Source organism: Bradyrhizobium sp. 149 (genome assembly GCF_023073915.1).
GTDB lineage: Bacteria > Pseudomonadota > Alphaproteobacteria > Rhizobiales > Xanthobacteraceae > Bradyrhizobium.
Genome location: NZ_JADPKK010000022.1, coordinates 672,318 through 697,660, shown reverse-complemented (window position 1 = coordinate 697,660; position 25,343 = coordinate 672,318). Strand labels below are relative to the sequence as shown.

Below are 25,343 nucleotides of genomic sequence, written 5' to 3'. Positions count from 1 at the left end.
GGCACCCGTCGACCGATCCGCGTGCCGAATGAAGCCGACGGCTGCGCCGGCTTCGCCGTTCTACAGGTGCTGCTACGTGTCCTGCAAAGAGGCTAACGTCATGGCCGATGTCGTCGTTGAGCAAGGCCGTCTCTCTCGTGCTGCGAGCCCGCGCAAACGGGCGAGCCTGCGCAATGCAATGGGACGGAAATCGACCGTGGCGTTTTTCCTGACGCTGCCGCTGATCCTCCTGATCGCCCTGCTGGTGCTCTATCCCGCCTTCTATTCGGTCTACCTGGCGACGCTGAACAAGGCGATGACGAAGTTCGTCGGCCTCAGCAATTTCACCTTCCTGTTCAAGCGCGAGACGTTCTGGATGGTGGTGAGACAGTCCTGCATTTTTGCGATTACCGCCGTGGTCTTCAAGGCGCTGATCGGCTTCATCGTCGCGCATTTCGTCCACAACATTCCGGGCAAGAAGCAACGTAAATGGCGCGGCATGCTGCTGGTGCCCTGGGTGATCCCGCCGGCAATGAGCACGCTCGCATGGCTGTGGCTATTCGATCCCTCCTACAGCGCCTTCAACTATACGCTCTCGTTCTTCGGCATCGGTCCCATCCCGTGGCTCGGTGACACCTTTTGGGCGCGCTTCTCCGTCATCCTCGTCAACGTCTGGTACGGCGCGCCGTTCTTCCTGATCATGTACCTGGCCGCGCTGAAATCCGTACCTGACCAGCTCTACGAAGCCGCAGCGATCGACGGCGCCAATTGGTGGCAGAAGATCTGGCACATCACCTTGCCGATGATGCGCAACATCATCGCCATCACCACGCTGTTCTCGCTGATCGTCACTTTCGCCAATTTCGACATCGTGCGTATCCTCACCTCCGGCGGTCCGCTGGACCGGACGCATCTGTTCGCCACCTGGGCGTTCCAGGTCGGCATCCAGAGCAGCGACATTCCGCTCGGCGCCTGCGTCTCGCTGTTCATGGTGCCGATCCTCGCCGTCGCAGCGGTCTTCATCCTGCGCGATGTCAACAAACGTGGGAACGAAGCCTGATGAGCACGCTCGCAATCGACAAGGCCGGACCGACACGCAAGGTCAAGCTTCGAAGCATGAGCCGCGACCGCACCTGGGCGCTGCGCTGGTCCTACTTTTTCCTGGTGCTGTTTGCGATCTTCTTCCTGATCCCGCCGATCTACATGCTGATCACCTCGCTCAAGAGCAGCGCGGAGATCTCGGCCGCCACCAATCCGTGGTGGGTATTTCATCCGACCCTGTCGAACTATGTCGAGCTATTGACCTCGAACCAGTTTCTGCGATTCTTCTGGAATTCGTCGATGATCTCGATCGTGGTCGTGATCGTGACGATGCTGATCAGCATTCCGGCGGCGTTTGCACTGGCGCGGATGAAATTCTGGGGCTCGGCGACGCTCGCGACCGGCGTCTTTCTTACCTATCTGATCCCGGACAGCCTCCTGTTCATTCCCTTGTTCAAGATGCTCGCGGTGGTCCAGGACATCACTGGCATCACTCTTCTCAACCGCTGGTACGTGCTGGTGTTCATCTATCCGACGCTGACCGTGCCGTTCTGCACCTGGATCATGATCGGCTATTTCGCCTCGATCCCGAAGGAGCTGGACGAGGCTGCTCTTATCGACGGTGCCTCCTGGCTTCAAACCCTGACGCGGATTTTCATCCCCGTCGCCCTGCCCGGCCTGATCGCAGCGACCATCTTCGCCTTCACCGTGTCGTGGGCGCAGTTCCTCTATCCCCTGGTGTTCACGACATCCATCGACCAGCTCGTGCTGCCGGTCGGCATCACCACCACTTTGATCAAGGGCGACGTCTTCAACTGGGGTCAGATCATGACCGGCGCGCTGCTTGGCGCTGCCCCGCCGCTGGTCATCTACGCCTTCCTGATGGACTATTACATTGCCGGCCTGACCGCCGGCGCGACAAAGGGTTGATGTCTTATGGCTGAGGTTGCGTTACGGAAGGTCATCAAGCGTTACGACGACGTCGAGGCAGTGCGCGGCATCGATCTGGACATTTCCGACCATGAGTTCATCGTGCTCGTCGGCCCTTCCGGCTGCGGCAAGTCGACGACGTTGCGCATGATCGCGGGGCTCGAGGACATCACCGACGGCGACATCATGATCGGCGGCGACGTCGTCAACGACGTGCCGCCGAAGGACCGCGACATCGCGATGGTGTTTCAGAACTACGCACTTTATCCGCACATGACTGTCGCGGAGAACATGTCGTTCGGGCTGCGGCTCAAGCACTATCCCAAGGCCGAGATCAAGGCGCGCGTGACCGAGGCCGCCCGGCTCCTCGACATCACCGATCTGATCGACCGCAAGCCGAAGCAGCTCTCCGGCGGCCAGCGCCAGCGCGTCGCCATGGGGCGAGCCATCGTGCGCAACCCAAAAGTCTTCCTGTTCGACGAGCCGCTGTCCAATCTTGATGCCAAGCTGCGCGTGCAGATGCGGATCGAGATCAAGAAGGTGCACCAGAAGGTGCGCACCACCACGGTCTACGTCACCCATGACCAGGTCGAAGCGATGACGCTGGCCGATCGCGTCGTGGTGATGAACAAGGGCCGCATCGAGCAGATCGGCACCCCGAACGAGCTCTACCACAAGCCGGCGACGCGCTTCGTCGCGGGCTTCATCGGCTCGCCGGCGATGAACTTCATTCCGTGCCGGCTCGAGGACGTCGGCGGCAAGCTCAACGTCCGCCTGACGGACCGCATCTCGTTCCCGTTGCCGCCGGCCCGCGCCGCCCGCTACGGCGCGCTGCCCCGGACTGAAAACCTCTTGCTCGGCATCCGTCCCGAACATCTCACGGAATCGCATGCGCATCTGGAGCCGGGTGTCGAGACCTTCGACACGGTGCTTGATGTCACCGAGCCGATGGGAATGGAGACGCTGGTCTATTTCGGACTGGAAGGCACGCCGATCTGCGGCCGTGTCGATCCCAATGCGGGCGCCAAGGACGGGGCACCCATGCGTTTGGCAATGGACCTCAACAATATGCACCTGCTAAACGAGACAACCGGCGCCGTATTGTGACGGCCGGGCAAGAAACTCGCGCAGGCAGGGGACGATGGCGACCAACAAGAAGAAGATTTTCGTTACACAAACTTTGTCGCAAGGGGCGCGCACCCTCCTTACCCAGCGAGATGACATCGAGCTCATCGAGTTTCCGAACCTGATCTCCGCCAAAGACTTCGAGGCCTTGCTCGAGAGCCACGCGCCGGTCCATGGCGTGGCGCTCGGCGCTACCGCCTTCGGCGAGACCGAGCTCGAAGCGTCGAAAGACATGAAGGTGGTCACCCGGATCGGCGTCGGCTACGACGCCGTCGACGTCCCCGCCCTCTCCCGCCGCAAGGTGCCGCTGATGGTCGCCGGCAGCGCGAATTCGCCCTCGGTCGCAGAGCAGGCGCTGTTCATGATGCTGACACTGGCAAAACGCGCGCAGGAGATGCACGCCTGCGTCAAGGACGGCAAATGGGCCGACCGCCTCAGCATGCTGCCATTCGATCTCTACGGCAAGACGGTGCTGATCATCGGCTTCGGCCGCATCGGCACCCGCACCGCCAAGCGCTGCCTGGCGATGGACATGAATGTGCAGGTCTATGATCCCTACAAGCCCGCCGCAGATATCAAAGCCGGAGGCTGCGAGCCGGTCGCCGATCTCGATGCCGCGCTGCCTCACGCCGATTTCGTCACGATCCACTGCCCGAAGACGCCGGAAACGGTCGGCCTGTTCGATGCGGCGCGGATCGGCCGGATGAAGCCGAAATCCTATCTCATCAACACTGCGCGCGGCGGCATCGTGAAGGAGACGGCGCTGTACGACGCGCTGGTCTCGGGCAAGCTCGCCGGTGCCGGCATCGACGTGTTCGAGGTCGAGCCGCCGCCGGTCAGCAACGCGCTGTTCGCGCTGCCCAACGTCATCATGGCCCCGCATGTCGCCGGCGTCACGGTCGAGGCGGTGAGCCGGATGAGCGAGCAGACCGCGCGCAACATCCTGAGCGTGCTGGACGGCGATCCCATCCGGCAGAACATCATCAATCAGGACGTGCTGGGCTGAGCCGATCTCCTGGGCGGGCGGCCAATCCGCCCGCCTTCGGAACGCCAGAATGCGTCCCATTTTGGCGCAGATCGAGCCCCAACTCAGCCTTAATCAAACCCGTGTAATAAGCCCGGCCGCGGCGGCAGTGGGACAGACTTGCCGGCCGCGTCGAGCTGGAGGATGGACCCTTGTCAGAGATCGACCCGACCGACCACGCGCTGGCGACCATCGCCAGCATCCTGGAGCACCCCGAGCCCGTTCTCGTGGTTCGCGAGACCGAGACCGTAACCGTGACCGAAATGGTGGTGGCTGGTGAGCATGGGGTCGCCGACGAGCACCCGATGGTCGACGAACATCCGGTGGTCGAGGAGCAGCCGCTGGTGCCGGAGCACACCGACGCCGACGGCTATAGCAAGGTTGGTCCGGGGCCGATGGTGGCGATTCGTCTGAAATGGACGGTCCATCGCGACGATGACGGCCAGTTCTACGTCCACGAAACCATCGGCGAGCAGTCCGTGCCCGTGGTGAGCGGCCCGATGACGAGCGAAGCCGCGGTGCATTTCGTCGACGCGCACGAGGACGAGGCACATCGGCGCTTCGAAGAGCTGCGCAGCGAGATCGCCGGCCGCAGCTCCCTCGCCGATTACGAGCGCAAGGGCGAAGCCTAAATCTATCGTCGTCCGAGATAATCCTTCTTGACGAGCTCGACGCCTGCGTGCCGCAGCAGGTCGTAGGCCGTCGTGACGTGAAAGAAGAACTGCGGGACGCTGAAGGTCAGCAACAGCGTCCGCCCGGTGAAGGGCAACTCGGTCCCGTTCTTCAGCCTGAAGAAGACATTCCGTTCCGCCGCCGCGTCGATCTCCGCGCGCGGCAGGCTTTCGATGAACTCGATGGACGTCGCGATGCGGGCCTGGAGGCCGGCCATGTCGTGCTCCAGCACCGGCAGCGCGACCGGCTCGCGCTCGGCCAGCAAGGCCGGGGCGACCGTGGCATGGCGGCAGGCCTCGCCGATCTGCTGGGCCAGATCGTACATGTTCGGCGATAGCCGCATGCCAAGCAGGACGGCCGGATTGAATTTCCGGGTTTCGGCATAGGCAACGCCCTTGTCGAGCAGTGCGGACAGGTTGCGCAGATACGGCACGAAGACGCCGACCGAGGCGTCATACATCGAGATCGTCACTTCGAAATTCCCTTCAATTCCGCCTCGCCAGCGACGGGCATCTGGTCTAAATCCAGGCATCGAGATCTGCACAATGACAGCTTGGGCATGGGTGGAAAAGAGATGATCGTTCGAACGACCATTCGAATTTTGGCGGCTTTGGCCGTGGTCCTGCTGGCAAACCCTTCGGCTCACGCACAGCAGGCGGCGCCGTCCCGCCTCGACGAGATCGTCAAGCGCGGCACTTTGCGCGTCGGCATGACCGGCGACTACAAGCCCTTCACCTATCTCGACAAGACGACGCAGCAATTCAGCGGCTTTGACGTCGACATGGCGGAGGCACTCGGAAAGGCGCTCGGCGTCAAGGTCGAGTTCGTGCCGACAGCCTGGCCGAAGCTGATGAAGGATTTCGAGGCCGATCAGTTCGACATTGCCATGGGCGGCGTCTCGGTCACCCTCGATCGGCAGAAGAAGGGCTTCTTCTCCACGCCGATCATGCGCGAGGGCAAGACGCCGATCACGCGCTGTGCCGATGTCGCCAAGTACCAGAATATCACCGACATCGACAAGAAGGGCACCCGCGTGATCGTCAATCCCGGCGGCACCAACGAACGCTTCGCGCGAGCCAACATCAAGGACGCCGACATCACCGTCTTCTCCGACAATACCGTGATCTTCGAGGAGATCGCCAAGGGCAATGCCGACCTGATGATGACGGACGCCTCCGAGACGCGCTACCAGCAGAAGCAGCATCAAGGCGTGCTGTGCGCGGTGCATCCCGAAAAACCGTTCGACTTCTCCGAGAAGGCCTATTGGCTCCAGCGCGACATGGCGCTGAAGGCGTTCGTCGACCAATGGCTGCACATTTCCATGGAGGACGGCAGCTACAAGAAGATCTACGCCGCCTGGTTCGACTAGGCCGCGTCCTCCTGTCGCTTGCCCCGGCCAAACTTTGGACCGGCTCCGGTGTTATTGAACCCTAAACCGCCGGAGCACGACTCATACGGTGACAGTGATCTAGATCACTTTTTGCGATCGAACCGGGGCGTAAGCGTCGGTGCGGGGACCACCTGTTTCAGGAGACGGAAATGAGGAAGCTGTTGGCCACGGCCGCATTCCTTTTGGCGAGCACCGCTGCGCAGGCGCAGTACACCTTCGACTATGGCGGGCGTACCATCCGCATCGATCCCGACCGCGGCACGGTGCAAATCCCCGGCGTCTACGACAACACCGGCCAGGGCAAGGCGAAGAAGGCCAAGAACGACGCCAGGGGGGCTCCGAAAGCGGACCCGCAGGCACCGCAACAAGCCAGGGTTGACCCGCAGCCGCCGGCCAATCCGGCGCCGGCGCCCGCACCTGCCGCCGCGCCTCCGGCGGCCGAGCAGGCCCCTGTCCAAGCTCCCGTGGCCGTGGCGCCTCCTGCCCCGCCGGCGCCTTCGGCCACCACGGCTAACAATGCTCCGGCCGAAGAGGCGCTTGTGCCGCCGCCTCAACCGGCCCCAAGTGCTGCCCCGACCGTGGCCGCAGTACCGCCCGCACCGCCTCCACCGCCCGCCCCGACGGTCGCAGCCGCACCTCCGGCGCCGCCTGCCGTCCCGGCGCCTGCGCCTGCCCCCGTTCAGTCGGCTGCCGTCGCGCCGCCGGCTCCCGCAGCCGCGCCCACGCGCGATCTCAATTCACCGCTCGGCGTCTGGCTCACCGAGGAGAAGGAAGGCAAGGTCCGGATCGAGCAATGCGGCAGCAATCTCTGCGGCTACTCGGTCGATTCGAAATCGAACCAGAATGGTGAGCAGGTTCTGATCAACATGAAGCCCGGCAAGGACCAGAACAAGGACCAGAAATGGTCCGGCCGCATCCTCGATCCGAACTCCGGCTCGACCTACGATTCTACCATCGCGCTGAAGGGCACCGATCGCCTGCGCGTGCAGGGCTGCGCCTTCGGCGGCATGTTCTGCGGCGGCCAGACCTGGACGCGTGTGAACTGACTTCGGGGCGACACTTTGACTGAGACAAAGGGGCCCGCAGCACGGGCCCCTTTGTCTTTTGCCCGTCAAATCGATTGCGACGTGCGCGACATCACAGAGCCCGTTGCGCGCGTGACAGCCCTCACATCGCGGGTTCCGCGTCCGTGACACGATCCCCGCATGATCAACCCTAGGGGCGTGTCATGAACGGATTTCGCAAGGCTCTCTTCGCCACAATCATCGTCATCGCGTTGCCGGCCGCGCAGGCCAGCGCCAGCACTTTCGACGGCGCATGGAATGTCCGAATCTCGTCGTCGAGCGAGACCTGCGGTAACGGCTCGACGGTGGCGATTGGCATCAACAACGGTCAGATCGCTTCGAGCAGCGCAATGGTGACGGCGTCAGGCCGCGTCGCGGATGCCGGCAGCATCAATGTCACCCTGAGCACCGGCATCAAGCGCGCCGTCGGCTTCGGCCGGCTCAGCGGCACCTCGGGCTCCGGCACCTGGCGCGGCACCATGTGCACGGGCTCGTGGACGGCGGAGCGGATGTAATTTCTCCTGTCCCGGACGCGGTGCAGCGTGCAACGCTGCTCCGCAGAGCCGGGACCAAGCAGTCTTCGTGGGTCCAAAATCTCTGGGTCCCGGATCGGTGCCGCATCGCCTTGCGGCGATGCGTCTTGTCCGGGACACGAGATGCTAGCCGACTGCCGTCCCATACTCCGCGTCAGTGACCGGCTCCAACCATGTCGAGAACACGCCGTCGAGCGCTTCCTGCATGGCGATGTGGGTCATGCCGTTGGTCGGCGTGGCGCCGTGCCAGTGCAACTCGCCCGGCGGAATCCAGACGGTGTCGCCGGGGCGGATCTCGCGGATCGGCCCGCCCTTGGCCTGGACCCGGCCAACGCCCGAGATGACGTACAGCGTCTGCCCGAGCGGATGGTGATGCCAGTTGGTGCGCGCGCCCGGCTCGAACGAAACGCGCGAGCAGTTCAGCCGCGCCGGCGCGGGCGCCATGATCACGGGGTCCTGAAGGACCGTGCCGGTGAAATGTTCCTTGGGCGCTTGGCGTGTTGGCCGCGTGCCTGCAACAGTGATCTCCATTGGATGTACCTCGTTTCCTTCGCGATTACTTCTTGCTGGCCGCGTAGCGCGCCTTGGTCTCGGCGTTCATGGGATAGAGTCCCGGGAGCACCGCGCCGTTGTTCACCTCGTTGACGATCCAGGCTTCCATCCGCTCCTGCTCGCCACCCTCATTGAGCACGTGGTCGAGCATCGCCTGCGGGATCAGCACGCAGCCGTCCTGGTCGGCGACCACGATGTCGTTCGGGAATACCGCAACGCCGCCGCAGCCGATCGGCTCGCCCCAGCCGACGAAGGTCAGGCCGGCAACCGACGGCGGCGCGGCATAGCCGTCGCACCAGACCGGCAGGTTGGTGCCGAGCACACCCTCGACATCACGCACGACTCCGTCGGTGACGAGTGCGGTGACGCCGCGCTTCATCATGCGCGCGCACAGGATGTCGCCGAAGATGCCGGCGTCGGTGATGCCCATGGCATCGACGACGGCGATGCAGCCCTCCGGCATCGCCTCGATGGCGGTGCGGGTCGAGATCGGCGAGGACCAGGATTCCGGCGTCGCCAGGTCCTCGCGCGCCGGCACGAAGCGCAGCGTGAACGCCGGTCCCACCAGGCGCGGCAGACCCGGGCGCAGCGGACGCGCGCCGCGCATCCAGATGTTGCGCAGGCCCTTCTTCAGCAGGACCGTGGTGATGGTGGCAGTGGTGATGCCGGCGAGGGTCTTGCGGGCTTCGGGGGACAGCGACATGGAAACAGACGAGCTCCGGATGGGCGGGAAAGAACGAGCGCATCTTGCGAGGTGCGGGCCTCGCGTCAAGGGCCAAGAAGCTGGCAATAATGCAGGGCCGCAGCGCTGTTATGCGTCGCGATAACAAGGCGTTATCGCTCCCCCCTGCATTAATTTATTGGACTTGCGGGCGCATTTACGCGAAGCAGGGACAAGCGGAACTCAAGGTCGAGCCCGCGTATCTGCAGAAGCCCGATTTCGACAGCCCTTTGACAGCTCAATGGCCGTGACGCTTCCCCTGCCCCGCCTTCTGCCCAGTGGTGACAGCGCCGTCACGGTCGAGTTCAGCCGCACCATCGACGACGACGCCAATCAGCGCGTGCTCGCGCTCGACAAGGCACTCGCAGCAAGCCCGATCGATGGCATCACCGAGTGCGTGCCGACCTATCGCTCGCTGCTGGTGCATTACGATCCCGGCAAGATCGGCTTCGATGCACTCGGCGAAAAGCTGCTCGTGCTGGCCAGCCAGCCGCTGCCGCCGGCCACCAAGACGCGCCGCTGGCGCATTCCCGTCGCCTATGGCGGCGAGCACGGCATCGATCTCGAGGACGTCGCGAAGGCGCTGAACACCACGCCGGACGACATCGTCGCGCGCCATGTCGCCGGCGACTATAAGGTCGCGATGATCGGCTTCACCCCGGGCTGGTCCTATCTCAGCGGCCTCGACAAATCGCTGCACATGTCGCGGCGGCAGAATCCGCGGCTGCTGACGCCCGCCGGCACGATCTCGATCGGCGGTATCCAGGCCGGCATCCAGTGCCTGGCTGCCCCGAGCGGCTGGCACCTGCTCGGCCGCACGCCGGTGCGGACCTATCAGCTCCACCGCAATCCGACTTTCCTGACCGAACCCGGCGATCGCGTGACGTTTTTTGCCATCGACCACAAGACGTTCGAGGAACAGGACCGCGCCGCCGAGGCCGGCGAGATCATTGCCGAGCAGGTGGTCGCATGAGCCGGCTCGTGATCGCCAGCATCGGGCCTGCAAGCTCCGTCCAGGACGGCGGACGCCACGGCGCGCAACGCTACGGCCTGACGGTCAGCGGGGCGATGGACCGTCTGTCGCTCGCGGCAGCGAACACGCTTGTCGGTAACGAACCGTTCGCCGCCGTTGTCGAGGTCGGCCCGTTCGGCGCCGCGTTCACTGCGCGCGACGGTGCGGTGCGCGTCGCGATTTCAGGCGCGCCGCGCAATGCCGACGTCGCCGGCAGTGCGGTCGCTATGGACGCTTCGGTGACGCTGAAAGACGGCGAGACGCTGACGCTGGGCTTCGCCCGCGGCGGTGCGTTCACTTACCTGGCGATCGAAGGCGGGATCAAGGGCGAGCCGGTGTTCGGCAGTCTCGCGGTCAACGCCCGCGCCGGTCTCGGCAGCCCCTACCCGCGGCCGCTGCAGGCCGGCGACGAATTCACCGTCGATGCCGCAAGCGGTGCAGCGGAGCTGCGCATCGAACTGCCGAAGCCGTCGAGCGGTCCGATCCGCGTCCTGCTGGGACCGCAGGACGACGAGTTCGACGAGGCCAACAAGGCGCTGTTCCTGAGTAGCGAGTGGAAGATCTCGGCGACCTCCGACCGCATGGGCTACCGGCTCGAGGGCCCCGCGATCAAGCATCTGCACGGCCACAACATCGTCTCCGACGGCACCGTCAACGGCAGCATCCAGGTGCCCGGCAATGGCGCGCCGATCGCGCTGATGATGGACCGCGGCACCTCCGGCGGCTACCCGAAGATCGCAACCGTGATCACGGCCGATATCGGCCGCCTCGCGCAGACCTCGGCGGGAACGGCGTTCCGCTTCAGCGCGGTCAGCATGGCCGTGGCGCAGGACGAGGCGAAGAAATTTGCGCAACTGATCCGCAACCTGCCGGATCGCCTTCGCTCCGCCGAGACCGTCGCGCTCAACATCGAAGCGCTCAGCGATGCCAACGTCGCAGGCTATGCTGTCAGTGCCGTCGACGCCGGCACCTGGCAGGTTGCCGCCGAGCCGTAAACGACAAGACGACCAGAGACGGAGAGCACCCCATGAAGACGATCGATCTCAATTGCGATCTCGGCGAAGGTTTTGGCGCGTGGGAGATGGGCAACGATGCCGCGATGATTGAACTGGCAAGCTCGGTCAACGTCGCCTGCGGCTTCCACGCCGGCGATCCCGACATCATGCGCCGGACCGTCGAGCTGGCGAAAGCGCGCGGCGTCTCGGTCGGCGCGCACCCTGGCTATCGCGACCTGCACGGTTTTGGCCGGCACCCGATCGCGGGCCTGAAAGCGTCCGAGATCGAGAACCTCGTCGCCTACCAGATCGGCGCGTTGCAGGCGATCGCGACCGCGGCCGGTCACAAGGTGACGCATGTGAAGGCGCATGGCGCGCTCTCCAACGTCGCCTGCGAGGACGACATGACGGCGAATGCGATCGCCGCCGGCATCAAGGCGGTCGACCCCGGCCTGATTTTCGTCGTGCTCGCCAATTCGAAGCTGGTGAAGGCCGGCGAAGCCGCCAATCTGCCGATGGTGCACGAGGTGTTCGCCGACCGCGCCTATGAGGACGATGGCAATCTTGTTTCGCGCAAGAAGCCAGGCGCGGTGCTGCACGACGCCGAGGCGATCGCCGACCGCGTGGTGCGCATGGTGCAGGACGGCGCTGTGGTCTCGGTCACGGGCAAGGTCATCAAGATGCGCACCGACACGGTGTGCATCCACGGCGATACGCCCGGCGCAGTCGACATCGCGCGCGGCCTGCGGCAGGCTTTGAAGGATGCTGGGATCGAGGTCGCGCCGTTCAAGCGCGGGGCGTGATCAGAGCGGGTGCACCGAGAGCGTGCCGAACACGATGGCTGCGATGAGCGCGAAGGCGCTGTACATCGCGGCATGATGCACGCTCGCCCCGGTCCGCCGCGAGAGCGAACGCGCGTAGAAGTGCAGCCTGGCTTCCGCCGATAGTTCGCGCATGGTCGATCTCCAACGCCCCATCTGCGGGATTATGAGGGATCAACCCGGGTGGCGGGCAAGACCGTCGCGGAAAAAGCGATGCGGGCTCTTCTAAGAAGCCCAATCGAAGACGCAAATTCTCCCCGGCGGCCGGTTCCGAGCATCCTATTCGTTAAAGTGCGAGCCGATTGGAACCGATCGGCCCGCCTGTGCTCCTGCCGCGCCTAGTACACGTCAGCCTGGAAGCGGCCCGTCTTCTTGAGTTCGGCGACAAAACTGACGGCTTCGTCGGTCGAACGTGCCCCGAACTGGGCCACGATGTCGACCAGCGCGCGCTCGACGTCCTTGGCCATGCGCTTGGCATCGCCGCAGATGTAAAGATGGGCACCCTCGGCCAGCCACGTCCACAGCTCGCGGCCGACCTCGCGCATGCGGTCCTGCACGTAGAACTTCTTCTCACCGTCGCGCGACCAGGCCAGCGACATGCGCGTGAGCAGACCCGAGGTCTTCATCGCATTGAGCTCCTCCTGGTAGAAGAAGTCGCAATCGCTGCGCTGGTGGCCGAAGAACAGCCAGTTCTTGCCGGGCGCGCCGGTCGCCTTCCGGTCGAGCAGGAAGGCGCGGAACGGCGCGATGCCGGTGCCGGGGCCGATCATGATGATCGGCGTCTTCGGATCCTGCGGCAGGCCGAAGCCGTGCGCCTTCTGCACATAGACCTTGAGCTTCTCGCCCTCCTTGATGCGTTCGCCGAGAAAGGTCGAAGCGACGCCGATGCGCTTGCGCTTGCCGATGATGTAGCGCACGGAATCCACCGTCAGCGACAGCCTGCCCGGCGTTGCGTTGTGCGACGACGAGATCGAATAGAGCCGCGGCTGCAGCGGCTCCAGCGCCTCGACGAAGGCCTCGGGATGCGGCCGCGTCCCTGAAAACTTCTGCAACACCGCCATGACGTCGAGGGTAGCGGCATCGCCATCGGGATCGTCGCCCTGCGCCAGCGCCCGCGCCTTCTCGCGCAGTGCGCCGCCGGTGATGAAGGACAGCAGTTCGAACAGCGTGTCGGGCGCCGGCGACAGCGAGACGTCGTCGACCAACACCTCGCGCAGCGTCTTGCCGTTGACCTTCGTAGTATGGGAGGCGCCGAGCAACGCGATGACCTGGTCGACGAGGCCGACCTCGTTGCGCGCGAACACGCCAAAACTATCGCCGACGACATAGTCGAGCTTGCTCTCGGAGAGATCGAACTCGACGTGATAGGTTTCCTTCTCCGACTTTCCTCTGTTGAGAAGACGGCGCGACAGGAACGTCGCCGCGACAGGGTTGTCGCGCGAGCGGCCGGGCTCGGCGATGGTCACAGTCACGGCGGGCGCTGCCACCGCGTCTTTCTTGTCGGAGGCCTTGGCCGCCGGCGCCTTGTCCAGCTCTTCGTACAGCGACTTCAGCATCCGCGCGGTTTCCTTGCCGCCGGGGACGCAAAGGTTGAGCCGCGCTTCACTGCGGGTCGCGATCGCCTCCGAATAGTCGTGGCAATTGTAGCCGCACTGGCCGCAATCCTGCTGCGCCATCGCCGCCATCATCTTGCGCCGCACGGGACGGCCTTCGGCGAGCTTCATCCGATCCGCGATCGGCATTGTCTGGTCGTGCCATGGCGCTTCACCGTCATCGCCGTCACCGGCTTGCATGACGGCGGCGCCTTGCTCCGCCGACAGCGGCGTGGCCGCGTCAGGCGACAGCAGCCCGGCAAAGAAGCCGTTCAGCCAGGAGCGTTGCGCGTCGGAGAACGGAGCGCTCGCGGGAATGATGTCGAGTTTCGGCGGAGGGCTGATCTGGTTCATGAGGACACCTCGGCATCGGCAAGCTTGCGCAGCGTCTCGCCGTCATGGCGGCGCGCAAAAGACAGGAACGTTTCGTCGGGAGAGGAGCGATGGGCGATATAGGCCTTGAGCAGCCCTTCGACCGTCTTCGGCGCGTCTTCGGCCTTGAGATCGTGATAGACCTCCTGCCCGACATCGGCGTCAGGACCGAACCCGCCGCCGGTGAAGAGATGATAGCCCTCGACCGTGTCCTCGTCGTTGACCGACACGCGCGCTCCGATCAGACCGATGTCGCTGATGTAATGCTGCGCGCAGGAATGGTGGCAGCCGGTGACGTGGATGTTGACCGGCTTGTCCATGGCGACGCGCGGCTCGCACCAGTCACCGATCTCGGCGGCGTGGCGCTTGGTATTGGAAGCCGCGAAGCGGCAGCCGGCATTGCCGGTGCAGGCGATCAGGCCGGCGCGGATGTGCGAGGCCTCGACCGCGAGACCGATCTGTTTGATCGCCGCGATGGCAAGCTCGACGTTCTCGTCGCGTACCCCTGAGATCAGCAAGTTCTGCCAGACGGTCAGACGGATCTCGCCGTCACCGAGGTCCCGCGCCACCTTGGCGAGACCCCGCATCTGATCGCAGCTGATCTTGCCGAGCGTCAGCGACACGCCGATCCAGTTCAAGCCGTCCTGCTTCTGCTTGTGCACGCCGATATGCGCCATGCGGTCCGCGGCTGGCCGCGGCGCAAACGCCTCTTCCGGCACGCGCGTGAACGGCTTCTTCAGACGCTCCTCGACAATCTTGAGAAAGCCGTCATGGCCCATGGCGTCGAGCACGTATTTCAGCCGAGCCTTGTTGCGGTTGGTACGGTCGCCGTGCTCGATGAAAACCCGCACGATGGCGTCGGCGACGGCGGTTGCTTCTTCCGGCTTGACGACGATGCCGGAATATTTGGCGAAATCCTTGTGGCCCGTGATGCCGCCGAGGCCGAGGCGGAACCAGACCCCGGGCTCGACGCCGAAACCGTCCTTCACGTCCACGGCCGTGAATGCGATGTCGTTGGTCTCCTCGAGCACGGCGATCCTGCCGGCGCCGTCGAAGGCGACGTTGAACTTGCGCGGCAAGCCGTACAGCGAGCGATCGTTCAGGATGTGGTAGTGCCACTCGCGCGCATAAGGCCGCGTGTCGATCAGCTCTTGCGGATCGATGCCCGCCGTCGGCGTTCCCGTCACGTTGCGGATGTTGTCCGCGCCGGAGCCGCGCGAGCACAGGCCGAGGTCCTGAATGCCCTCGATCAGCTTCACGGCGTTCTTCGGCGGAATTTCGCGAAGTTGCAGGTTGGCGCGCGTCGTGACGTGGCTGTAGGGCCCGCAGGTTTCATCGGCGAGATCGGCAAGGCCGGACAGCTGCCAGTGCTTCATGATGCCGTTTGGAATCCGCAGACGGCACATGTAGGAGTCCTGCGTCGGCGCGACGTAGAAGATGCCGTAATAGCGCCAGCGGAAATTGTCCGCCGGACTCGGCGGCGCGTTGTCGAGCGCCTGCTGGCGCAGACGCGGATAGGCATCGAACGGATGCTCGTCGCGCTTGACCTTCTCCTGGTCGGCAAGCTTCTTGCCCGAGGCGATGACTTTGTCCTGGGCCTTGATGTGCACGGCATCGGGGCCGCTAGGCTCAGCGTTCGCCTTGCCGGCGGCGCTGCCGAGACCGCGACCGACCCGGTTGATCTGCAGACCGGTCGTGAAGCCTTCGAGGTAGCGTTTCTGGTCGTCGGTAAAGTCGACTGAGACGGTGTCGATTTTCATGGTCAGTAACGAAGCTCCTGCGGCCACCTGGGTGGTATCGACGGAAAGTGCACGACCCGCGAGGAGCTCGGCTGGCTCAAGAGCCGGCTCCGCACCCAACGGTCCGATCAGCTTCGTTGCTGCGGGACTCGGCTCAGCAGGCATCTGTGACAGGCTGGCCGCACTGCAACATTCAAGTTGCGTGCCAGCTTTGAGTGATTGGAAGGTTGTTTCTTTTCAAACGGTTACGTGGATGCCGGAAGGTCCCGATGCCGGAACTCTCCCGAAATTCGGGCACTCGGCTCAAAATTTAGCCGATGATCCCGCACGCCCAAAAACGATGCAGACAGAATCAGGCCTTCCAACGGCCCACCTCGAAGGCGTCGAGATGCCCCCGAATGTTGGCAGGATCGAAGGCGGGGCCGGCGAATGCGCCGAACGCCGCCGGGGCTACGACGGGCGGCCGCTGGCCAAGGGCCGCGTCGTAGAGATCGGGCCTGAACACGGCCATCGCCGTCTTGACACCGTCGGGCGTCAGCGTCGTCTGCCCCCAGCGCACCATCTGCGCATAGAGCCAGGCGGCCTGGACCGGATCGGGGCGCCCTGCTTCCTCGCGTCCCACCAGAAGGTAGCTGCCGCTCTCGCGAAAGGTGCCGTCCGGCGAAATCTTGAGGCGTCCCGTGAGGGTACGCTGGATGACTTCGGCGTCGACGCCGATGCGTTCGGGCTGCGCCAGGATCCGCGCCGCTTCGCTCCGGTTTTCCGGATGCTCGATGAACTCGGCGGCTTTCATCGCCGCGCGCACCAGGCTAGCGACCACGTCCGGATTCTTGTCAGCCCAGATCTGTCGGACCCCCAGCACCTTCTCCGCCGCACGGGCCAGGATGTCGGAGACGAAATGCAGGATGTGGCCGATGCCGAGATCGACCGCGATCGAATTCCAGGGCGCGCCGACGCAGAACGCATCGACATGGCCATTGGCGAGACTCTCGACCATGTAGGGCGGCGGCAGCACCACGAGGCGCAAATCCTCGTCCGGATCGACGCCGGCCGCGGCCATCCAGAACCGCAATTGATAATTGTGGGTCGAGAACGGGAAGGTCATGCCGAAGGTCAACGGATCGGCCCCCGCTTTGCGCCGCTTGGCGACGACGCGTGCCAACGCTTTTGCCGTGGCCAGCGGATCGAAGCGGTCGCCGTCGATCTCCTCCATCAGCGCGGCATGAAGCGCCGGCGACACCGTAATCGCATTGCCGTTGATGCCGAGATTGAAGGGCGCCGCGATCGGCACCTTGACGTGACCGAGCCCGAGCGAGGACGCGATCGCAACAGGCGCCAGGAGATGCGCGGCGTCGAACAGGCCGATGTTGAGCTTGTCGCGGACGTTGGACCAGGAGACCTCGCGCACCAGTTCGACCTCGAGCCCCTCGGCCGCGGTAAATCCCTTGTCGACGGCAACGATCAGCGCCGCGGCGTCGACCAGCGGAATGAACCCGATGCGGAGGGGAGCGGTCATTTCAGCATCTCCGACGCGGTGATGATCGACTGGGCGATCTCGCCGATTTTCTTCTTCTCGCGCATCGCGGTGGAGCGCAGCAGCACGTAGGCCTCGTCCTCGTTGAGGCCCTTCACCTTCATCAGGATGCCCTTGGCCTTCTCGATGACCTTGCGATCCTCGAGCTGCGACTTGGTGCGCTCCAGCTCTTCCTGGAGTTTTGCGAAGGCATTGAAGCGCGACACGCAGAGGTCGAGGATCGGCTTGATGCGCTCCTTCCTCAGCCCGTCGACGATATAGGCGGAGACCCCCGCCTCGACCGAGGCCTGGATCGAGGATGAATCGCTCTGGTCGACAAACATCGCGATCGGCCGCTTCACGGCGCGGCTGACCTGGAACATCGCTTCCAGCACGTCGCGGCTGGGGTTTTCCAGATCGATCAGGATGATGTCGGGGTCTACCGCATAAATACGGGCGAGCAGGCTCTGCATCTCCCGGATATGGACGATCTGCGTGAATCCGGACTCCCGCAACCCTTCCTCGAGGATCGCGGCCCGGATCGGGCTTTCGTCGACGATCACGATTTTGGGCGACTGCTCGGCGCTCATTGCTCACTCACCACCAGTGATTCATCCATAGCATGCCCGCGGGCCATGCAAAGGGTTGTAATTATGGGCAATTGGGACTAGCTCAACCCTGTCAATCAGGCAGATCAGATATGGATCAGACGGCTGCGCCCAAGGTCAGCTTCGTGTCACTCGGATGTCCCAAGGCTTTGGTGGATTCCGAGCGCATCATCACGCGCCTGCGCGCCGAGGGCTACGAGCTCGCCCGCAAGCATGACGGGGCCGATATCGTCATCGTTAACACCTGTGGCTTCCTCGATAGCGCCAAGCAGGAATCGCTGTCGGCGATCGGCGAGGCCATGGCCGAGAACGGCAAGGTGATCGTCACCGGCTGCATGGGCGCGGAACCCGAGCAGATCGAGCAGGCCTATCCCGGCGTGCTCTCGATATCAGGCCCGCAGCAATATGAGAGCGTGCTGGACGCCGTGCATCGCGCGCTGCCGCCCGCCCACAATCCGCATCTCGACCTGGTGCCGCCGCAGGGCATCAAGCTGACGCCGCGGCACTACGCCTATTTGAAGATTTCCGAGGGCTGCAACAACCGCTGCACCTTCTGCATCATTCCAAAGCTGCGCGGCGATCTCGTCTCACGCCCGGCCAATGACGTGCTGCGCGAAGCCGAGCGCCTGGTCGACGCCGGCGTGAAAGAGCTGCTGGTGATCTCGCAGGACACCTCGGCCTACGGCGTCGATCTCAAATACGCCGAGAGCCCGTGGAAGGATCGCCAGGTCCGCGCCAAATTCATCGACCTCGCGCGCGAGCTCGGCGAACTCGGCGCCTGGGTCCGGCTGCAATACGTCTACCCCTACCCGCATGTCGACGAGGTCATCGCACTGATGAACGAGGGCAAGGTGCTGCCCTATCTCGACATCCCGTTCCAGCATGCGAGCCCCGAGGTGCTGAAGGCGATGAAGCGCCCGGCGGCGCAGGACAAGACGCTGGCGCGGATCAAGCGCTGGCGCGAGCAGTGCCCTGATCTCGCCCTGCGCTCGACCTTCATCGTTGGCTTTCCCGGCGAGACCGATTCCGACTTCGCCTATCTGCTCGACTGGCTCGACGAGGCCGAGATCGACCGGCTCGGCTGCTTCAAATACGAGCCGGTCGCCGGCGCCACGGCGAACGCGATCGAGAATCCGGTACCCGAAGAGATCAAGCAGGAGCGCTACAACGCGCTGATGGCGCGCCAGCAGAAAATCTCTGCGCGCAGGCTGAAGCGCAAGGTCGGCACCCGCCAGCAGATCATCATCGACGAGGTCGGCCCGACCGTCTCAAAGGGCCGCTCCAAGGCCGATGCGCCCGAGATCGACGGCGCGGTTTACCTGTCGAGCCGCCGTCCTCTGCGCGTCGGCGAGATCGTCACCGCGAAGATCGAGCGCGCCGACCAGTACGATCTGCACGGCAGCGTCGCGGGATTCTGAGATTTAGGACGCTTCTCCTACGCTTGCTGTCCGTCATGCGCGGCGAATACCTCCTTGGCTGCGAACAGCCCGTTCAGCGCTGCCGGGAAGCCCGCATAGACGGCCATCTGCATGATGATCTCTACGATCTCGTCGCGAGAGAGCCCGACATTCAGACCCGCCTCGATATGCACTTTGAGCTGAGGCGCGGCATTTCCGATCGCCGTCAGTGCGGCGATCGTCGCGATCTCTCGATCGCGCACGCCGAGGCCCGGGCGGCAATAGATGTCGCCGAAGGGAAACTCGATGATGTAACGTGCGAAATCCGGAGCTATATCGGCGAGGGAAGCGATGACTTTTTCGCCGGCGCTGCCATCAATGCGTGACAGGGCCCGCTGGCCGCGATCGAAGCGACTTTCCGGTTGAGTTTCGGCGTGCGTCATTTTTCTTCATCCTCTGTTCGTCGCCGGCGTAACCGGCGATCTTTGTATCGAGGACGAGCAGGCATTCCTGGAGTTCGGCGATCTGCGTGCGAACCTGTTCCCGGTGGACTTCCAGCATTTGCCGCCGGGTTGGCCCGGTCGTTTCGCCTTCGTCACGAAGCGCCGCGTAACGCAACATGTCCCGGATCGGCATTCCGGTGGTCTTCAGCCGACCAAGGAATGCGATCCATGTGAGGATCGATGCGTCATAATCACGCTGGCCGGAGCGATCCCGGTCAGCGTATGGCAGCAGCCCGATGCGCTCATAGTAACGCAGCGTGTGAGTCGACAAGCCGGTTCGTTTTGCGAGGTCGCCGATCTTCATTTGTGCCCGTTCTCGTACTGACGCACGTACAGATACCCCTTCGAGCGCGCTCTAAGTCAAGGGGGATCGAAGGCATCATCCTTGCGAGGTCAAACTGGCACGACAGTAGAAGACGGCGCGCCGGCTGCATGGCACCATCGCGCGATTCCGAACTTCAGGACGCTGCCAGCCATTTCGGCACCCAGCGCTCCGGCCGCGGTGCGCGGGCAAGATCGGCTTGCGCCTCGGACAGTTTCGCAGGCTCGCCATCGATGCTCGGCCGCACATCGTATTCGAAATTCGGCATGACCCGGCCGTCGGCATAGAGTCCGAACTTCATGGCGTGCCACAGCCCGAGGTCCGGCTGTGCGCGGCGCATCTCCTCGCGCAGATCGCGCAGCAGGGATTCGATCGAGCCGGCTTCCTCGAACGGCTGCGGCCCGCGCGTCAGGACGCGCGCCTCGTATTGCTTGCCGACGATCGCGATCTCGAAGTCCGTCTTGTCCCAGGGCTTCTTGCCCTTCGGCAGATGCGCGGCGAGGCGCCAGCCGAGCTCGGCCATCAAGCGATGATTGGCCCAATAGTCTTCGCGATCCCGGCTCCATTTTTCCACGAAGCCGCGAAAGTCGGGAAGCTCCGACAAGTTGTCATCGGGCGCCGCCGCCTCCCCGGCCGGCCGTCCGGCGAGCCATTGCGCGAGTTCGACCGTCTGGCATTCGACTTCGTCATACGGCAGCAGATCGTGCCACGCCTTGTCGAATTGCTGCCATGTCAGTTTTGCGAGCAGCCCATCGAGGCTCGGCGCCAACAGCTCGTGATCGCCCTCGGAGCCAAGCCCCACGATCGGCGGATTGTCGCGATCAAGACCCGCGCCGTACCAGCCGCCGACGGCCGAGCCATCCGGCAGCCGCATGAACAGCGAAAACCTGTCGCGTAAAGGACTGCCGTCGAAGATCGGCGCCTGATCGGAAAACTGACCCTGCAGCGAGAAGCAGCCGACGCTGCCCCAAGGGCGTCCCTTCAGCCAGCCGGCGAAATCGATCAACAGGGATGGCGCTTCGATACCCGGCGGAAACGCGCCGCGAATGCTGTCGAGGTCGATCGGATAAGGCTTTTCGGACAAGGCTTTAAAACTATCTGGTTGGTCCCGCCCCTCTTGGTCTGAACCGTCATGTGTCCGGTTCGAACCAATTCGCGTTCGCCGATCACAAACGCGCCAGAGACGTGATGGTTGCCACGGAGATGCTCGCGCATTGCCACGATGGCGGATGCGGATTGGCGGAACGCGAAGAGAAGACGCCGCGTATCCGAGCTGACCGATGCACGCTCAGCGGGTGACTTGCAAAGCACCCGCTTGACAAGCGCGGGCGTTCGGCTGTACGGACGCGGCCATGATCAGCTCCCGGACCCATCTGCGCCAAGTCATGCGTCGTCGCTCCCGCGACGATGATGGGTTGCGCCATGTCCGACGACGCCGCTGAAGCACTGAATTCAGCCCAGTTTTCGAGAAGGCCGCACCCGCAAGGTGCGGCCTTTTTGCATTTCGCGCGCCTTTTCCACCCGCCTCCAGAGGAGTTCGACATGACCACCGCCACCCATCCGTATGATGCGCTGATGGACATCACGGCTCGGCCCAAGGCCGTGTTCGTCCGCGGCGCCGGCTCCTACCTCTGGGACGACAGCCGCAAGCGCTATCTCGATTTCGTGCAGGGCTGGGCCGTCAACTGCCTCGGGCACTCCCCGCCCGCGATCGCCGACGCGCTTGCCGCGCAAGCCAAGCGGCTGCTGACGCCGAGCCCGGCCTTTTACAACGAGCCCAGCCTGAAGCTCGCGCAGGCGCTGGTCGCAAACAGCGCGTTCGACCAGGTGTTCTTCGCCAATTCCGGCGCGGAAGCCAACGAGGGCGCGATCAAGCTCGCGCGCAAATACGGCAGCCTGCACAAAGGCGGGGCGTTCGAGATCATCAGCTTCGAAGGCGGCTTTCACGGCCGCACGCTGGCGACGATGTCGGCCTCGGGCAAGAAGGCCTTTGAACCGCTGTTCGAGCCGAAGGTCGCCGGCTTCAAGAAGGCGAAGCTCAACGACATCGCTTCGGTCGAAAAGCTGATCAACGACAACACCGTCGCCGTGATGCTCGAGCCGATCCAGGGCGAGTCTGGCGTGTGGCCGGCGACCGATCAGTTCTTGCAGGAGTTGCGCGCCCTCACCGATGCGCACGGTCTATTGCTGATCTTCGACGAGATCCAGACCGGGATGGGCCGGACCGGCAAGCTCTTCCACTACGAGCACACCGGCATCGCGCCCGATATCATGACGCTCGGCAAGGGCATCGGCGGCGGCGTGCCGCTGGCAGCGCTGCTCGCGACCGAGCGGGCCGCTTGCTTCGAGCACGGCGACCAGGGCGGCACGTTCAACGGCAACCCGATCATGTGCGCGGCGGGACTTGCGGTGCTTGACGAAGTCGGCAAGCCGGACTTCCTCAAGGCGGTCACCGAGACCGGCCTGCTGCTCGAAAGCGAATTGCAGAAGGTCTCGGCTCGGCACGGCCTCGGCGGCGTCCGCGGCCGTGGCCTCCTGCTCGCGCTCGACCTCAAGCTGGCGATCGCACCCGGCATCGTCGCGCAGGCGTTCGAGGCCGGCGTCCTCCTCAACGCGCCGCAGGTCGACACGCTGCGCTTCATGCCGGCGCTGAACGTCACGCGGGCCGAGATCGCCGAGATGATCGATTGTCTCGACGGGATTTTGACCAAGACCGGCGCGGCACGATTGGTGGCGTAGGCGGCCCGCTCTCTCCGTCATGGCCGGGCTTGTTCCGGCCATCCACGCCTTGAAGCGCGGCACGAAGAACGTGGATGCCCGGGACAAGCCCGGGCATGACGACTTCGGCGAGACAATTCTTCACGGCTTCAGGATCGACGCGCCCGTGGTCTTGCGGCTTTCGAGATCGATATGCGCCTTGGCGGCGTCCTTGAGCGCGTAAGCGTGGTTGATCGGCACATGCAGCTTGCCGTTGATGACGGCAGCGAACAGCGTGTCGGCGCCTTCCAGTAATTCCTTGCGCGTGCCGATATAGTCGTTGAGCTTCGGCCGGGTCGCAAATAGCGAGCCGTGAGTGTTGAGCTCCGCGATCGAGAATGGCGGCACAGGGCCTGAGGCATTGCCGAAGGAGACGAACATCCCGCGCGGCTTCAGGCAGGATAGCGAGCCCGGGAACGTCGCCTTGCCGACGCCGTCATAGACGACATCGCAGCCTTCGTTGCGGCTGATCTGTTTGACGCGCGCAACGAAGTCTTCCTCGTTGTAGAGGATTACGTGGTCGCAGCCATTGGCCTCGGCAAGCGCAGCCTTTTCGCGCGAGCCGACGGTGCCGATGACGTGGGCGCCCATCGCCCTCGCCCATTGGCAGGCGAGCAGGCCGATGCCGCCCGCCGCGGCGTGGATCAGCACGCGATGATGCGGCTCGACCTTGAAGGTCTTGTGCAGGAGATACCAGACGGTCAACCCCTTCAGCATCAGCACGGCGCCCTGTTCGTAGGTGATGTGGTCGGGCAGCTTGACCAGCCGCTCCCAGGGGATGTTGCGCTCGCCGGTGTAGGCGCCGAGATTGTGGTAGTAGGCGACGCGGTCGCCCGGGTGAAAATTCGTCACGCCCGGCCCCACCGCGACGACCTCGCCCGAGGCCTCGTTGCCGGCGATAAAGGGAAGCCCCGGCGCCTTGTAAAGGCCGGTGCGGTAATAGACGTCGATGAAGTTCAGGCCGACAGCATGCTGACGGATGCGCACCTCGCCGGGGCCAGGCGCCGGAACATCGACGCTCTCATAGACCAGAGCTTCGGGGCCTCCGACCTTGTGCACACGGACGGCTTTGGTCATCGCCTGACCTCCTCTTCTCGCGGGCCAGCGAAAGACATCGCGCCCGCCTTGTCAACTCGACGCTGTCCGGAACGCCTAGAGCGACGGCTAGCCGGTTTTCCGGCGGTTGCGCTTCGCCAGCACGTTGAAGAATTCGACCGCCGCCGAGAACGCAATCGCGAAATAGATGTAGCCGCGCGGGATGTGGAATTGGAATCCGTCCGCAACCAGCGCGACGCCGATCAGCACCAGGAAGGCCAGCGCCAGCATTTTCGTGGTGGGATGCTCCGCGACGAATCGCGACACCGGCCCGGACGAAATGTACATGATCAGGCAGGCGATCACGACGGCCGCGATCATGATCTCGATGTCCTGTGCCATGCCGATCGCCGTGATGATCGAGTCCAGTGAGAACACGATGTCAATGATCACGATCTGGACGATCACCCAGAAGAAAGCGTTACGAGGGGCGTTCTCGTCGCCCTCGCCGTCATCGGCTTCGACCTCGCCATGAATCTCGTGCGTCGCCTTCGCGATCAGGAACAGGCCGCCACCGATCAGGATGAGGTCGCGCCAGGAGAAGCCGTAACCCGAAAACGAAAACACCGGCGCCGTCAGGCCGATCAGCCAGACCAGGAGGCTGAGCAGGATGATGCGGAAGATCAGCGCCAGCGCGAGCCCGATCTGGCGGGCCCGGTTCGCCTGCTTCTCGGGAATGCGGGAGACGATCACCGACAGGAAGATGACGTTGTCGATACCGAGCACGATCTCAAGCGACGTCAAGGTGAGGAGCGCGGCCCAGGCTTCGGGGCTGGTCAACAGGTGCATCATGCGAAGGATCTTGTCAGCCGTATCAATGCGTCGCTGAAGCTGATCCAGAGCGCGATCGCGCACAGCGCGACAGTCACGCCGGCGCCGACGCGAAAGTCCATCTGCAGCGTGTAGAGGGAAAGCAGAGCCCAGATCGCGATCAGCGACATCGTCAGCCAGCGCAGCCGCACGACACGCACCGGATGCAGCACGTGGAAGGGGACGAAGGTCAGCACCACCAAGGCCGCCACCAGCAGCGTCGACAGCAGCGGCGGCCAGTGCAGCAGGAACAGATAGAATGCCGCCGCATTCCACAGCGCCGGAAAACCGCGGAAATGATTGTCGTCCGCCTTCATGCGCAGATCGGCAAAATACAATGCGCTGGTGACGATGATGGCGACCCCGAGCAAGGGAGCCGCGACCGGCAGCAGCAAGCCGCTGGCCACGATCGCATAGGCCGGCACGAACACGTAGGTGACAAAATCGACCACGAGATCGAGCACGTCGCCCGACCAGTTCGGCTGCACGTCCTTGACGTTGAGCCGGCGCGCAATCGGCCCGTCGATCGCGTCGATGATGAGGGCAACGCCCAGCCATTGAAACATCGCCGCCCAGTGCTCGCGCACGGCCTCGAGCATCGCCAGCAGCGCGATCGCCGCACCGAATGCGGTGAAGATGTGCACCGAGAAGGCGGCGGCGCGGATCGCGGGCCTGGGCTTCAGGGAATCCTCTTGGCTGTCCATGGCTTCTGCTATCAGAATGGGGCCGGTTTGCACATAAGCCATTGCGGCGTCCGGTCGCACAATTCGTCATAA

27 protein-coding genes are annotated in these 25,343 nt (G+C 64.1%); 13 read left to right on the top strand and 14 right to left on the bottom strand.

Annotated features, from left to right (window positions below):
* The first annotated feature begins 100 nt into the window (after window positions 1-100).
* The 5 genes from IVA88_RS21010 (at window position 101) to IVA88_RS20990 (ending at window position 4,731) form a co-directional block, all read left to right on the top strand.
* A complete protein-coding gene (locus IVA88_RS21010; RefSeq protein ID WP_247499095.1) occupies window positions 101-1,039 on the top strand; it encodes a sugar ABC transporter permease in 939 nt (312 codons plus the stop codon).
* Window positions 1,039-1,950: a carbohydrate ABC transporter permease gene (locus IVA88_RS21005; protein ID WP_247499094.1), complete on the top strand. Its 912-nt coding sequence runs from the start codon at window positions 1,039-1,041 to the stop codon at window positions 1,948-1,950. Before IVA88_RS21010 ends, IVA88_RS21005 begins: the two co-directional genes overlap by 1 nt.
* 6 nt (window positions 1,951-1,956) lie before the next feature.
* Window positions 1,957-3,057, top strand: a complete 1,101-nt coding sequence (ugpC, locus tag IVA88_RS21000) for a sn-glycerol-3-phosphate ABC transporter ATP-binding protein UgpC (RefSeq protein ID WP_247499093.1) — start codon at window positions 1,957-1,959, stop codon at window positions 3,055-3,057.
* Window positions 3,058-3,091: 34 nt separating this feature from the next.
* Window positions 3,092-4,081, top strand: coding sequence for a hydroxyacid dehydrogenase (locus IVA88_RS20995; protein ID WP_247499092.1), 990 nt, complete (start codon window positions 3,092-3,094; stop codon window positions 4,079-4,081).
* A 170-nt stretch (window positions 4,082-4,251) separates the two neighbouring features.
* Window positions 4,252-4,731, top strand: a complete 480-nt coding sequence (locus IVA88_RS20990; protein ID WP_247499091.1) for a hypothetical protein — start codon at window positions 4,252-4,254, stop codon at window positions 4,729-4,731.
* A gap of 2 nt (window positions 4,732-4,733) precedes the next feature.
* Here IVA88_RS20990 and IVA88_RS20985 read toward each other — a convergent pair whose 3' ends face one another.
* Window positions 4,734-5,231: a DUF1993 domain-containing protein gene (locus IVA88_RS20985; RefSeq protein WP_247500371.1), complete on the bottom strand. Its 498-nt coding sequence runs from the start codon at window positions 5,229-5,231 to the stop codon at window positions 4,734-4,736.
* Between the two features lie 114 nt (window positions 5,232-5,345).
* On the opposite strand from IVA88_RS20985, the gene IVA88_RS20980 reads away from it, so the two are divergent.
* The 3 genes from IVA88_RS20980 (at window position 5,346) to IVA88_RS20970 (ending at window position 7,740) form a co-directional block, all read left to right on the top strand.
* Entirely contained in the window at window positions 5,346-6,140 is a 795-nt protein-coding gene (locus IVA88_RS20980) for a transporter substrate-binding domain-containing protein (RefSeq protein ID WP_247499090.1), read from the top strand.
* A 170-nt stretch (window positions 6,141-6,310) separates the two neighbouring features.
* The gene (locus tag IVA88_RS20975) at window positions 6,311-7,207 is read left to right on the top strand and encodes a DUF2147 domain-containing protein (RefSeq protein WP_247499089.1); all 897 of its coding nucleotides are present in this window, start codon (window positions 6,311-6,313) and stop codon (window positions 7,205-7,207) included.
* A gap of 182 nt (window positions 7,208-7,389) precedes the next feature.
* On the top strand, window positions 7,390-7,740 hold the full coding sequence (locus IVA88_RS20970) for a hypothetical protein (protein WP_247499088.1): 351 nt from the start codon (window positions 7,390-7,392) through the stop codon (window positions 7,738-7,740).
* A gap of 144 nt (window positions 7,741-7,884) precedes the next feature.
* On the opposite strand, the gene IVA88_RS20965 is transcribed toward IVA88_RS20970, so the two are convergent.
* Both IVA88_RS20965 and IVA88_RS20960 read right to left on the bottom strand, forming a co-directional pair.
* Window positions 7,885-8,289: a cupin domain-containing protein gene (locus IVA88_RS20965; RefSeq protein ID WP_247499087.1), complete on the bottom strand. Its 405-nt coding sequence runs from the start codon at window positions 8,287-8,289 to the stop codon at window positions 7,885-7,887.
* Window positions 8,290-8,314: 25 nt separating this feature from the next.
* On the bottom strand, window positions 8,315-9,013 hold the full coding sequence (locus IVA88_RS20960) for a ribonuclease activity regulator RraA (RefSeq protein WP_247499086.1): 699 nt from the start codon (window positions 9,011-9,013) through the stop codon (window positions 8,315-8,317).
* Window positions 9,014-9,272: 259 nt separating this feature from the next.
* On the opposite strand from IVA88_RS20960, the gene pxpB reads away from it, so the two are divergent.
* Genes pxpB through IVA88_RS20945 form a run of 3 tightly spaced genes read left to right on the top strand, consistent with a single transcriptional unit; the run spans window position 9,273 to window position 11,841 of the window.
* On the top strand, window positions 9,273-10,004 hold the full coding sequence (pxpB, locus tag IVA88_RS20955) for a 5-oxoprolinase subunit PxpB (RefSeq protein WP_247499085.1): 732 nt from the start codon (window positions 9,273-9,275) through the stop codon (window positions 10,002-10,004).
* Entirely contained in the window at window positions 10,001-11,038 is a 1,038-nt protein-coding gene (locus IVA88_RS20950; protein WP_247499084.1) for a biotin-dependent carboxyltransferase family protein, read from the top strand. The genes pxpB and IVA88_RS20950 overlap by 4 nt, the downstream gene beginning before the upstream one ends.
* 32 nt (window positions 11,039-11,070) lie before the next feature.
* Window positions 11,071-11,841, top strand: coding sequence for a 5-oxoprolinase subunit PxpA (locus tag IVA88_RS20945; protein WP_247499083.1), 771 nt, complete (start codon window positions 11,071-11,073; stop codon window positions 11,839-11,841).
* On the opposite strand, the gene IVA88_RS20940 is transcribed toward IVA88_RS20945, so the two are convergent.
* The 5 genes from IVA88_RS20940 to IVA88_RS20920 form a co-directional block, all read right to left on the bottom strand.
* Complete coding sequence (locus IVA88_RS20940) at window positions 11,842-11,994, bottom strand: hypothetical protein (protein ID WP_247499082.1); 153 nt, start codon at window positions 11,992-11,994, stop codon at window positions 11,842-11,844.
* 203 nt (window positions 11,995-12,197) lie between these two features.
* Window positions 12,198-13,805 (bottom strand): sulfite reductase subunit alpha, encoded by a 1,608-nt coding sequence (locus IVA88_RS20935; RefSeq protein ID WP_247499081.1) that lies wholly within the window; start codon window positions 13,803-13,805, stop codon window positions 12,198-12,200.
* Window positions 13,802-15,583 (bottom strand): NirA family protein, encoded by a 1,782-nt coding sequence (locus IVA88_RS20930; RefSeq protein WP_247499080.1) that lies wholly within the window; start codon window positions 15,581-15,583, stop codon window positions 13,802-13,804. The genes IVA88_RS20935 and IVA88_RS20930 overlap by 4 nt, the downstream gene beginning before the upstream one ends.
* Before the next feature lie 331 nt (window positions 15,584-15,914).
* Window positions 15,915-17,078 carry a CmpA/NrtA family ABC transporter substrate-binding protein gene (locus tag IVA88_RS20925; RefSeq protein WP_247499079.1) on the bottom strand — a complete coding sequence of 388 codons (1,164 nt, stop codon included), beginning with the start codon at window positions 17,076-17,078 and terminating at the stop codon, window positions 15,915-15,917.
* Window positions 17,075-17,665 carry an ANTAR domain-containing protein gene (locus IVA88_RS20920; RefSeq protein WP_247499078.1) on the bottom strand — a complete coding sequence of 197 codons (591 nt, stop codon included), beginning with the start codon at window positions 17,663-17,665 and terminating at the stop codon, window positions 17,075-17,077. Before IVA88_RS20920 ends, IVA88_RS20925 begins: the two co-directional genes overlap by 4 nt.
* A 110-nt stretch (window positions 17,666-17,775) precedes the next feature.
* Here IVA88_RS20920 and rimO point away from each other — a divergent pair, with 110 nt between their 5' ends.
* The gene (gene rimO, locus IVA88_RS20915; RefSeq protein ID WP_247499077.1) at window positions 17,776-19,101 is read left to right on the top strand and encodes a 30S ribosomal protein S12 methylthiotransferase RimO; all 1,326 of its coding nucleotides are present in this window, start codon (window positions 17,776-17,778) and stop codon (window positions 19,099-19,101) included.
* Window positions 19,102-19,118: 17 nt separating this feature from the next.
* Here rimO and IVA88_RS20910 read toward each other — a convergent pair whose 3' ends face one another.
* The 3 genes from IVA88_RS20910 to IVA88_RS20900 form a co-directional block, all read right to left on the bottom strand.
* Window positions 19,119-19,523 (bottom strand): carboxymuconolactone decarboxylase family protein, encoded by a 405-nt coding sequence (locus IVA88_RS20910; protein WP_247499076.1) that lies wholly within the window; start codon window positions 19,521-19,523, stop codon window positions 19,119-19,121.
* Window positions 19,456-19,887 carry a MerR family transcriptional regulator gene (locus tag IVA88_RS20905; RefSeq protein ID WP_247499075.1) on the bottom strand — a complete coding sequence of 144 codons (432 nt, stop codon included), beginning with the start codon at window positions 19,885-19,887 and terminating at the stop codon, window positions 19,456-19,458. Before IVA88_RS20905 ends, IVA88_RS20910 begins: the two co-directional genes overlap by 68 nt.
* 154 nt (window positions 19,888-20,041) lie before the next feature.
* Entirely contained in the window at window positions 20,042-20,989 is a 948-nt protein-coding gene (locus tag IVA88_RS20900) for a hypothetical protein (RefSeq protein WP_247499074.1), read from the bottom strand.
* Window positions 20,990-21,447: 458 nt separating this feature from the next.
* Between IVA88_RS20900 and IVA88_RS20895 the strand changes: the two genes are divergently transcribed.
* On the top strand, window positions 21,448-22,644 hold the full coding sequence (locus IVA88_RS20895) for an acetylornithine transaminase (RefSeq protein ID WP_247499073.1): 1,197 nt from the start codon (window positions 21,448-21,450) through the stop codon (window positions 22,642-22,644).
* 120 nt (window positions 22,645-22,764) lie between these two features.
* Here IVA88_RS20895 and IVA88_RS20890 read toward each other — a convergent pair whose 3' ends face one another.
* The 3 genes from IVA88_RS20890 to pcsA all read right to left on the bottom strand — a co-directional run bounded on the left by IVA88_RS20890 (window position 22,765) and on the right by pcsA (window position 25,313).
* The gene (locus IVA88_RS20890) at window positions 22,765-23,739 is read right to left on the bottom strand and encodes a quinone oxidoreductase (protein WP_247499072.1); all 975 of its coding nucleotides are present in this window, start codon (window positions 23,737-23,739) and stop codon (window positions 22,765-22,767) included.
* 87 nt (window positions 23,740-23,826) lie between these two features.
* The gene (locus IVA88_RS20885) at window positions 23,827-24,549 is read right to left on the bottom strand and encodes a TerC family protein (RefSeq protein WP_247499071.1); all 723 of its coding nucleotides are present in this window, start codon (window positions 24,547-24,549) and stop codon (window positions 23,827-23,829) included.
* The gene (gene pcsA, locus IVA88_RS20880) at window positions 24,546-25,313 is read right to left on the bottom strand and encodes a phosphatidylcholine synthase (RefSeq protein WP_247499070.1); all 768 of its coding nucleotides are present in this window, start codon (window positions 25,311-25,313) and stop codon (window positions 24,546-24,548) included. Before pcsA ends, IVA88_RS20885 begins: the two co-directional genes overlap by 4 nt.
* Between the last annotated feature and the right edge of the window lie 30 nt (window positions 25,314-25,343).

Bases quoted from the DNA above. Each gene is read 5' to 3' on its own strand.
- IVA88_RS21010 (WP_247499095.1), top strand. From the start codon at position 101: ATGGCCGATGTCGTCGTTGAGCAAGGCCGTCTCTCTCGTGCTGCGAGC.
- IVA88_RS21005 (WP_247499094.1), top strand. From the start codon at position 1,039: ATGAGCACGCTCGCAATCGACAAGGCCGGACCGACACGCAAGGTCAAG.
- ugpC (WP_247499093.1), top strand. From the start codon at position 1,957: ATGGCTGAGGTTGCGTTACGGAAGGTCATCAAGCGTTACGACGACGTC.
- IVA88_RS20995 (WP_247499092.1), top strand. From the start codon at position 3,092: ATGGCGACCAACAAGAAGAAGATTTTCGTTACACAAACTTTGTCGCAA.
- IVA88_RS20985 (WP_247500371.1), bottom strand. From the start codon at position 5,231: ATGTATGACGCCTCGGTCGGCGTCTTCGTGCCGTATCTGCGCAACCTG.
- IVA88_RS20980 (WP_247499090.1), top strand. From the start codon at position 5,346: ATGATCGTTCGAACGACCATTCGAATTTTGGCGGCTTTGGCCGTGGTC.
- IVA88_RS20975 (WP_247499089.1), top strand. From the start codon at position 6,311: ATGAGGAAGCTGTTGGCCACGGCCGCATTCCTTTTGGCGAGCACCGCT.
- IVA88_RS20970 (WP_247499088.1), top strand. From the start codon at position 7,390: ATGAACGGATTTCGCAAGGCTCTCTTCGCCACAATCATCGTCATCGCG.
- IVA88_RS20965 (WP_247499087.1), bottom strand. From the start codon at position 8,289: ATGGAGATCACTGTTGCAGGCACGCGGCCAACACGCCAAGCGCCCAAG.
- IVA88_RS20960 (WP_247499086.1), bottom strand. From the start codon at position 9,013: ATGTCGCTGTCCCCCGAAGCCCGCAAGACCCTCGCCGGCATCACCACT.
- pxpB (WP_247499085.1), top strand. From the start codon at position 9,273: ATGGCCGTGACGCTTCCCCTGCCCCGCCTTCTGCCCAGTGGTGACAGC.
- IVA88_RS20950 (WP_247499084.1), top strand. From the start codon at position 10,001: ATGAGCCGGCTCGTGATCGCCAGCATCGGGCCTGCAAGCTCCGTCCAG.
- IVA88_RS20945 (WP_247499083.1), top strand. From the start codon at position 11,071: ATGAAGACGATCGATCTCAATTGCGATCTCGGCGAAGGTTTTGGCGCG.
- IVA88_RS20940 (WP_247499082.1), bottom strand. From the start codon at position 11,994: ATGCGCGAACTATCGGCGGAAGCCAGGCTGCACTTCTACGCGCGTTCG.
- IVA88_RS20935 (WP_247499081.1), bottom strand. From the start codon at position 13,805: ATGAACCAGATCAGCCCTCCGCCGAAACTCGACATCATTCCCGCGAGC.
- IVA88_RS20930 (WP_247499080.1), bottom strand. From the start codon at position 15,583: ATGAAAATCGACACCGTCTCAGTCGACTTTACCGACGACCAGAAACGC.
- IVA88_RS20925 (WP_247499079.1), bottom strand. From the start codon at position 17,078: ATGACCGCTCCCCTCCGCATCGGGTTCATTCCGCTGGTCGACGCCGCG.
- IVA88_RS20920 (WP_247499078.1), bottom strand. From the start codon at position 17,665: ATGAGCGCCGAGCAGTCGCCCAAAATCGTGATCGTCGACGAAAGCCCG.
- rimO (WP_247499077.1), top strand. From the start codon at position 17,776: ATGGATCAGACGGCTGCGCCCAAGGTCAGCTTCGTGTCACTCGGATGT.
- IVA88_RS20910 (WP_247499076.1), bottom strand. From the start codon at position 19,523: ATGACGCACGCCGAAACTCAACCGGAAAGTCGCTTCGATCGCGGCCAG.
- IVA88_RS20905 (WP_247499075.1), bottom strand. From the start codon at position 19,887: ATGAAGATCGGCGACCTCGCAAAACGAACCGGCTTGTCGACTCACACG.
- IVA88_RS20895 (WP_247499073.1), top strand. From the start codon at position 21,448: ATGACCACCGCCACCCATCCGTATGATGCGCTGATGGACATCACGGCT.
- IVA88_RS20890 (WP_247499072.1), bottom strand. From the start codon at position 23,739: ATGACCAAAGCCGTCCGTGTGCACAAGGTCGGAGGCCCCGAAGCTCTG.
- IVA88_RS20885 (WP_247499071.1), bottom strand. From the start codon at position 24,549: ATGATGCACCTGTTGACCAGCCCCGAAGCCTGGGCCGCGCTCCTCACC.
- pcsA (WP_247499070.1), bottom strand. From the start codon at position 25,313: ATGGCTTATGTGCAAACCGGCCCCATTCTGATAGCAGAAGCCATGGAC.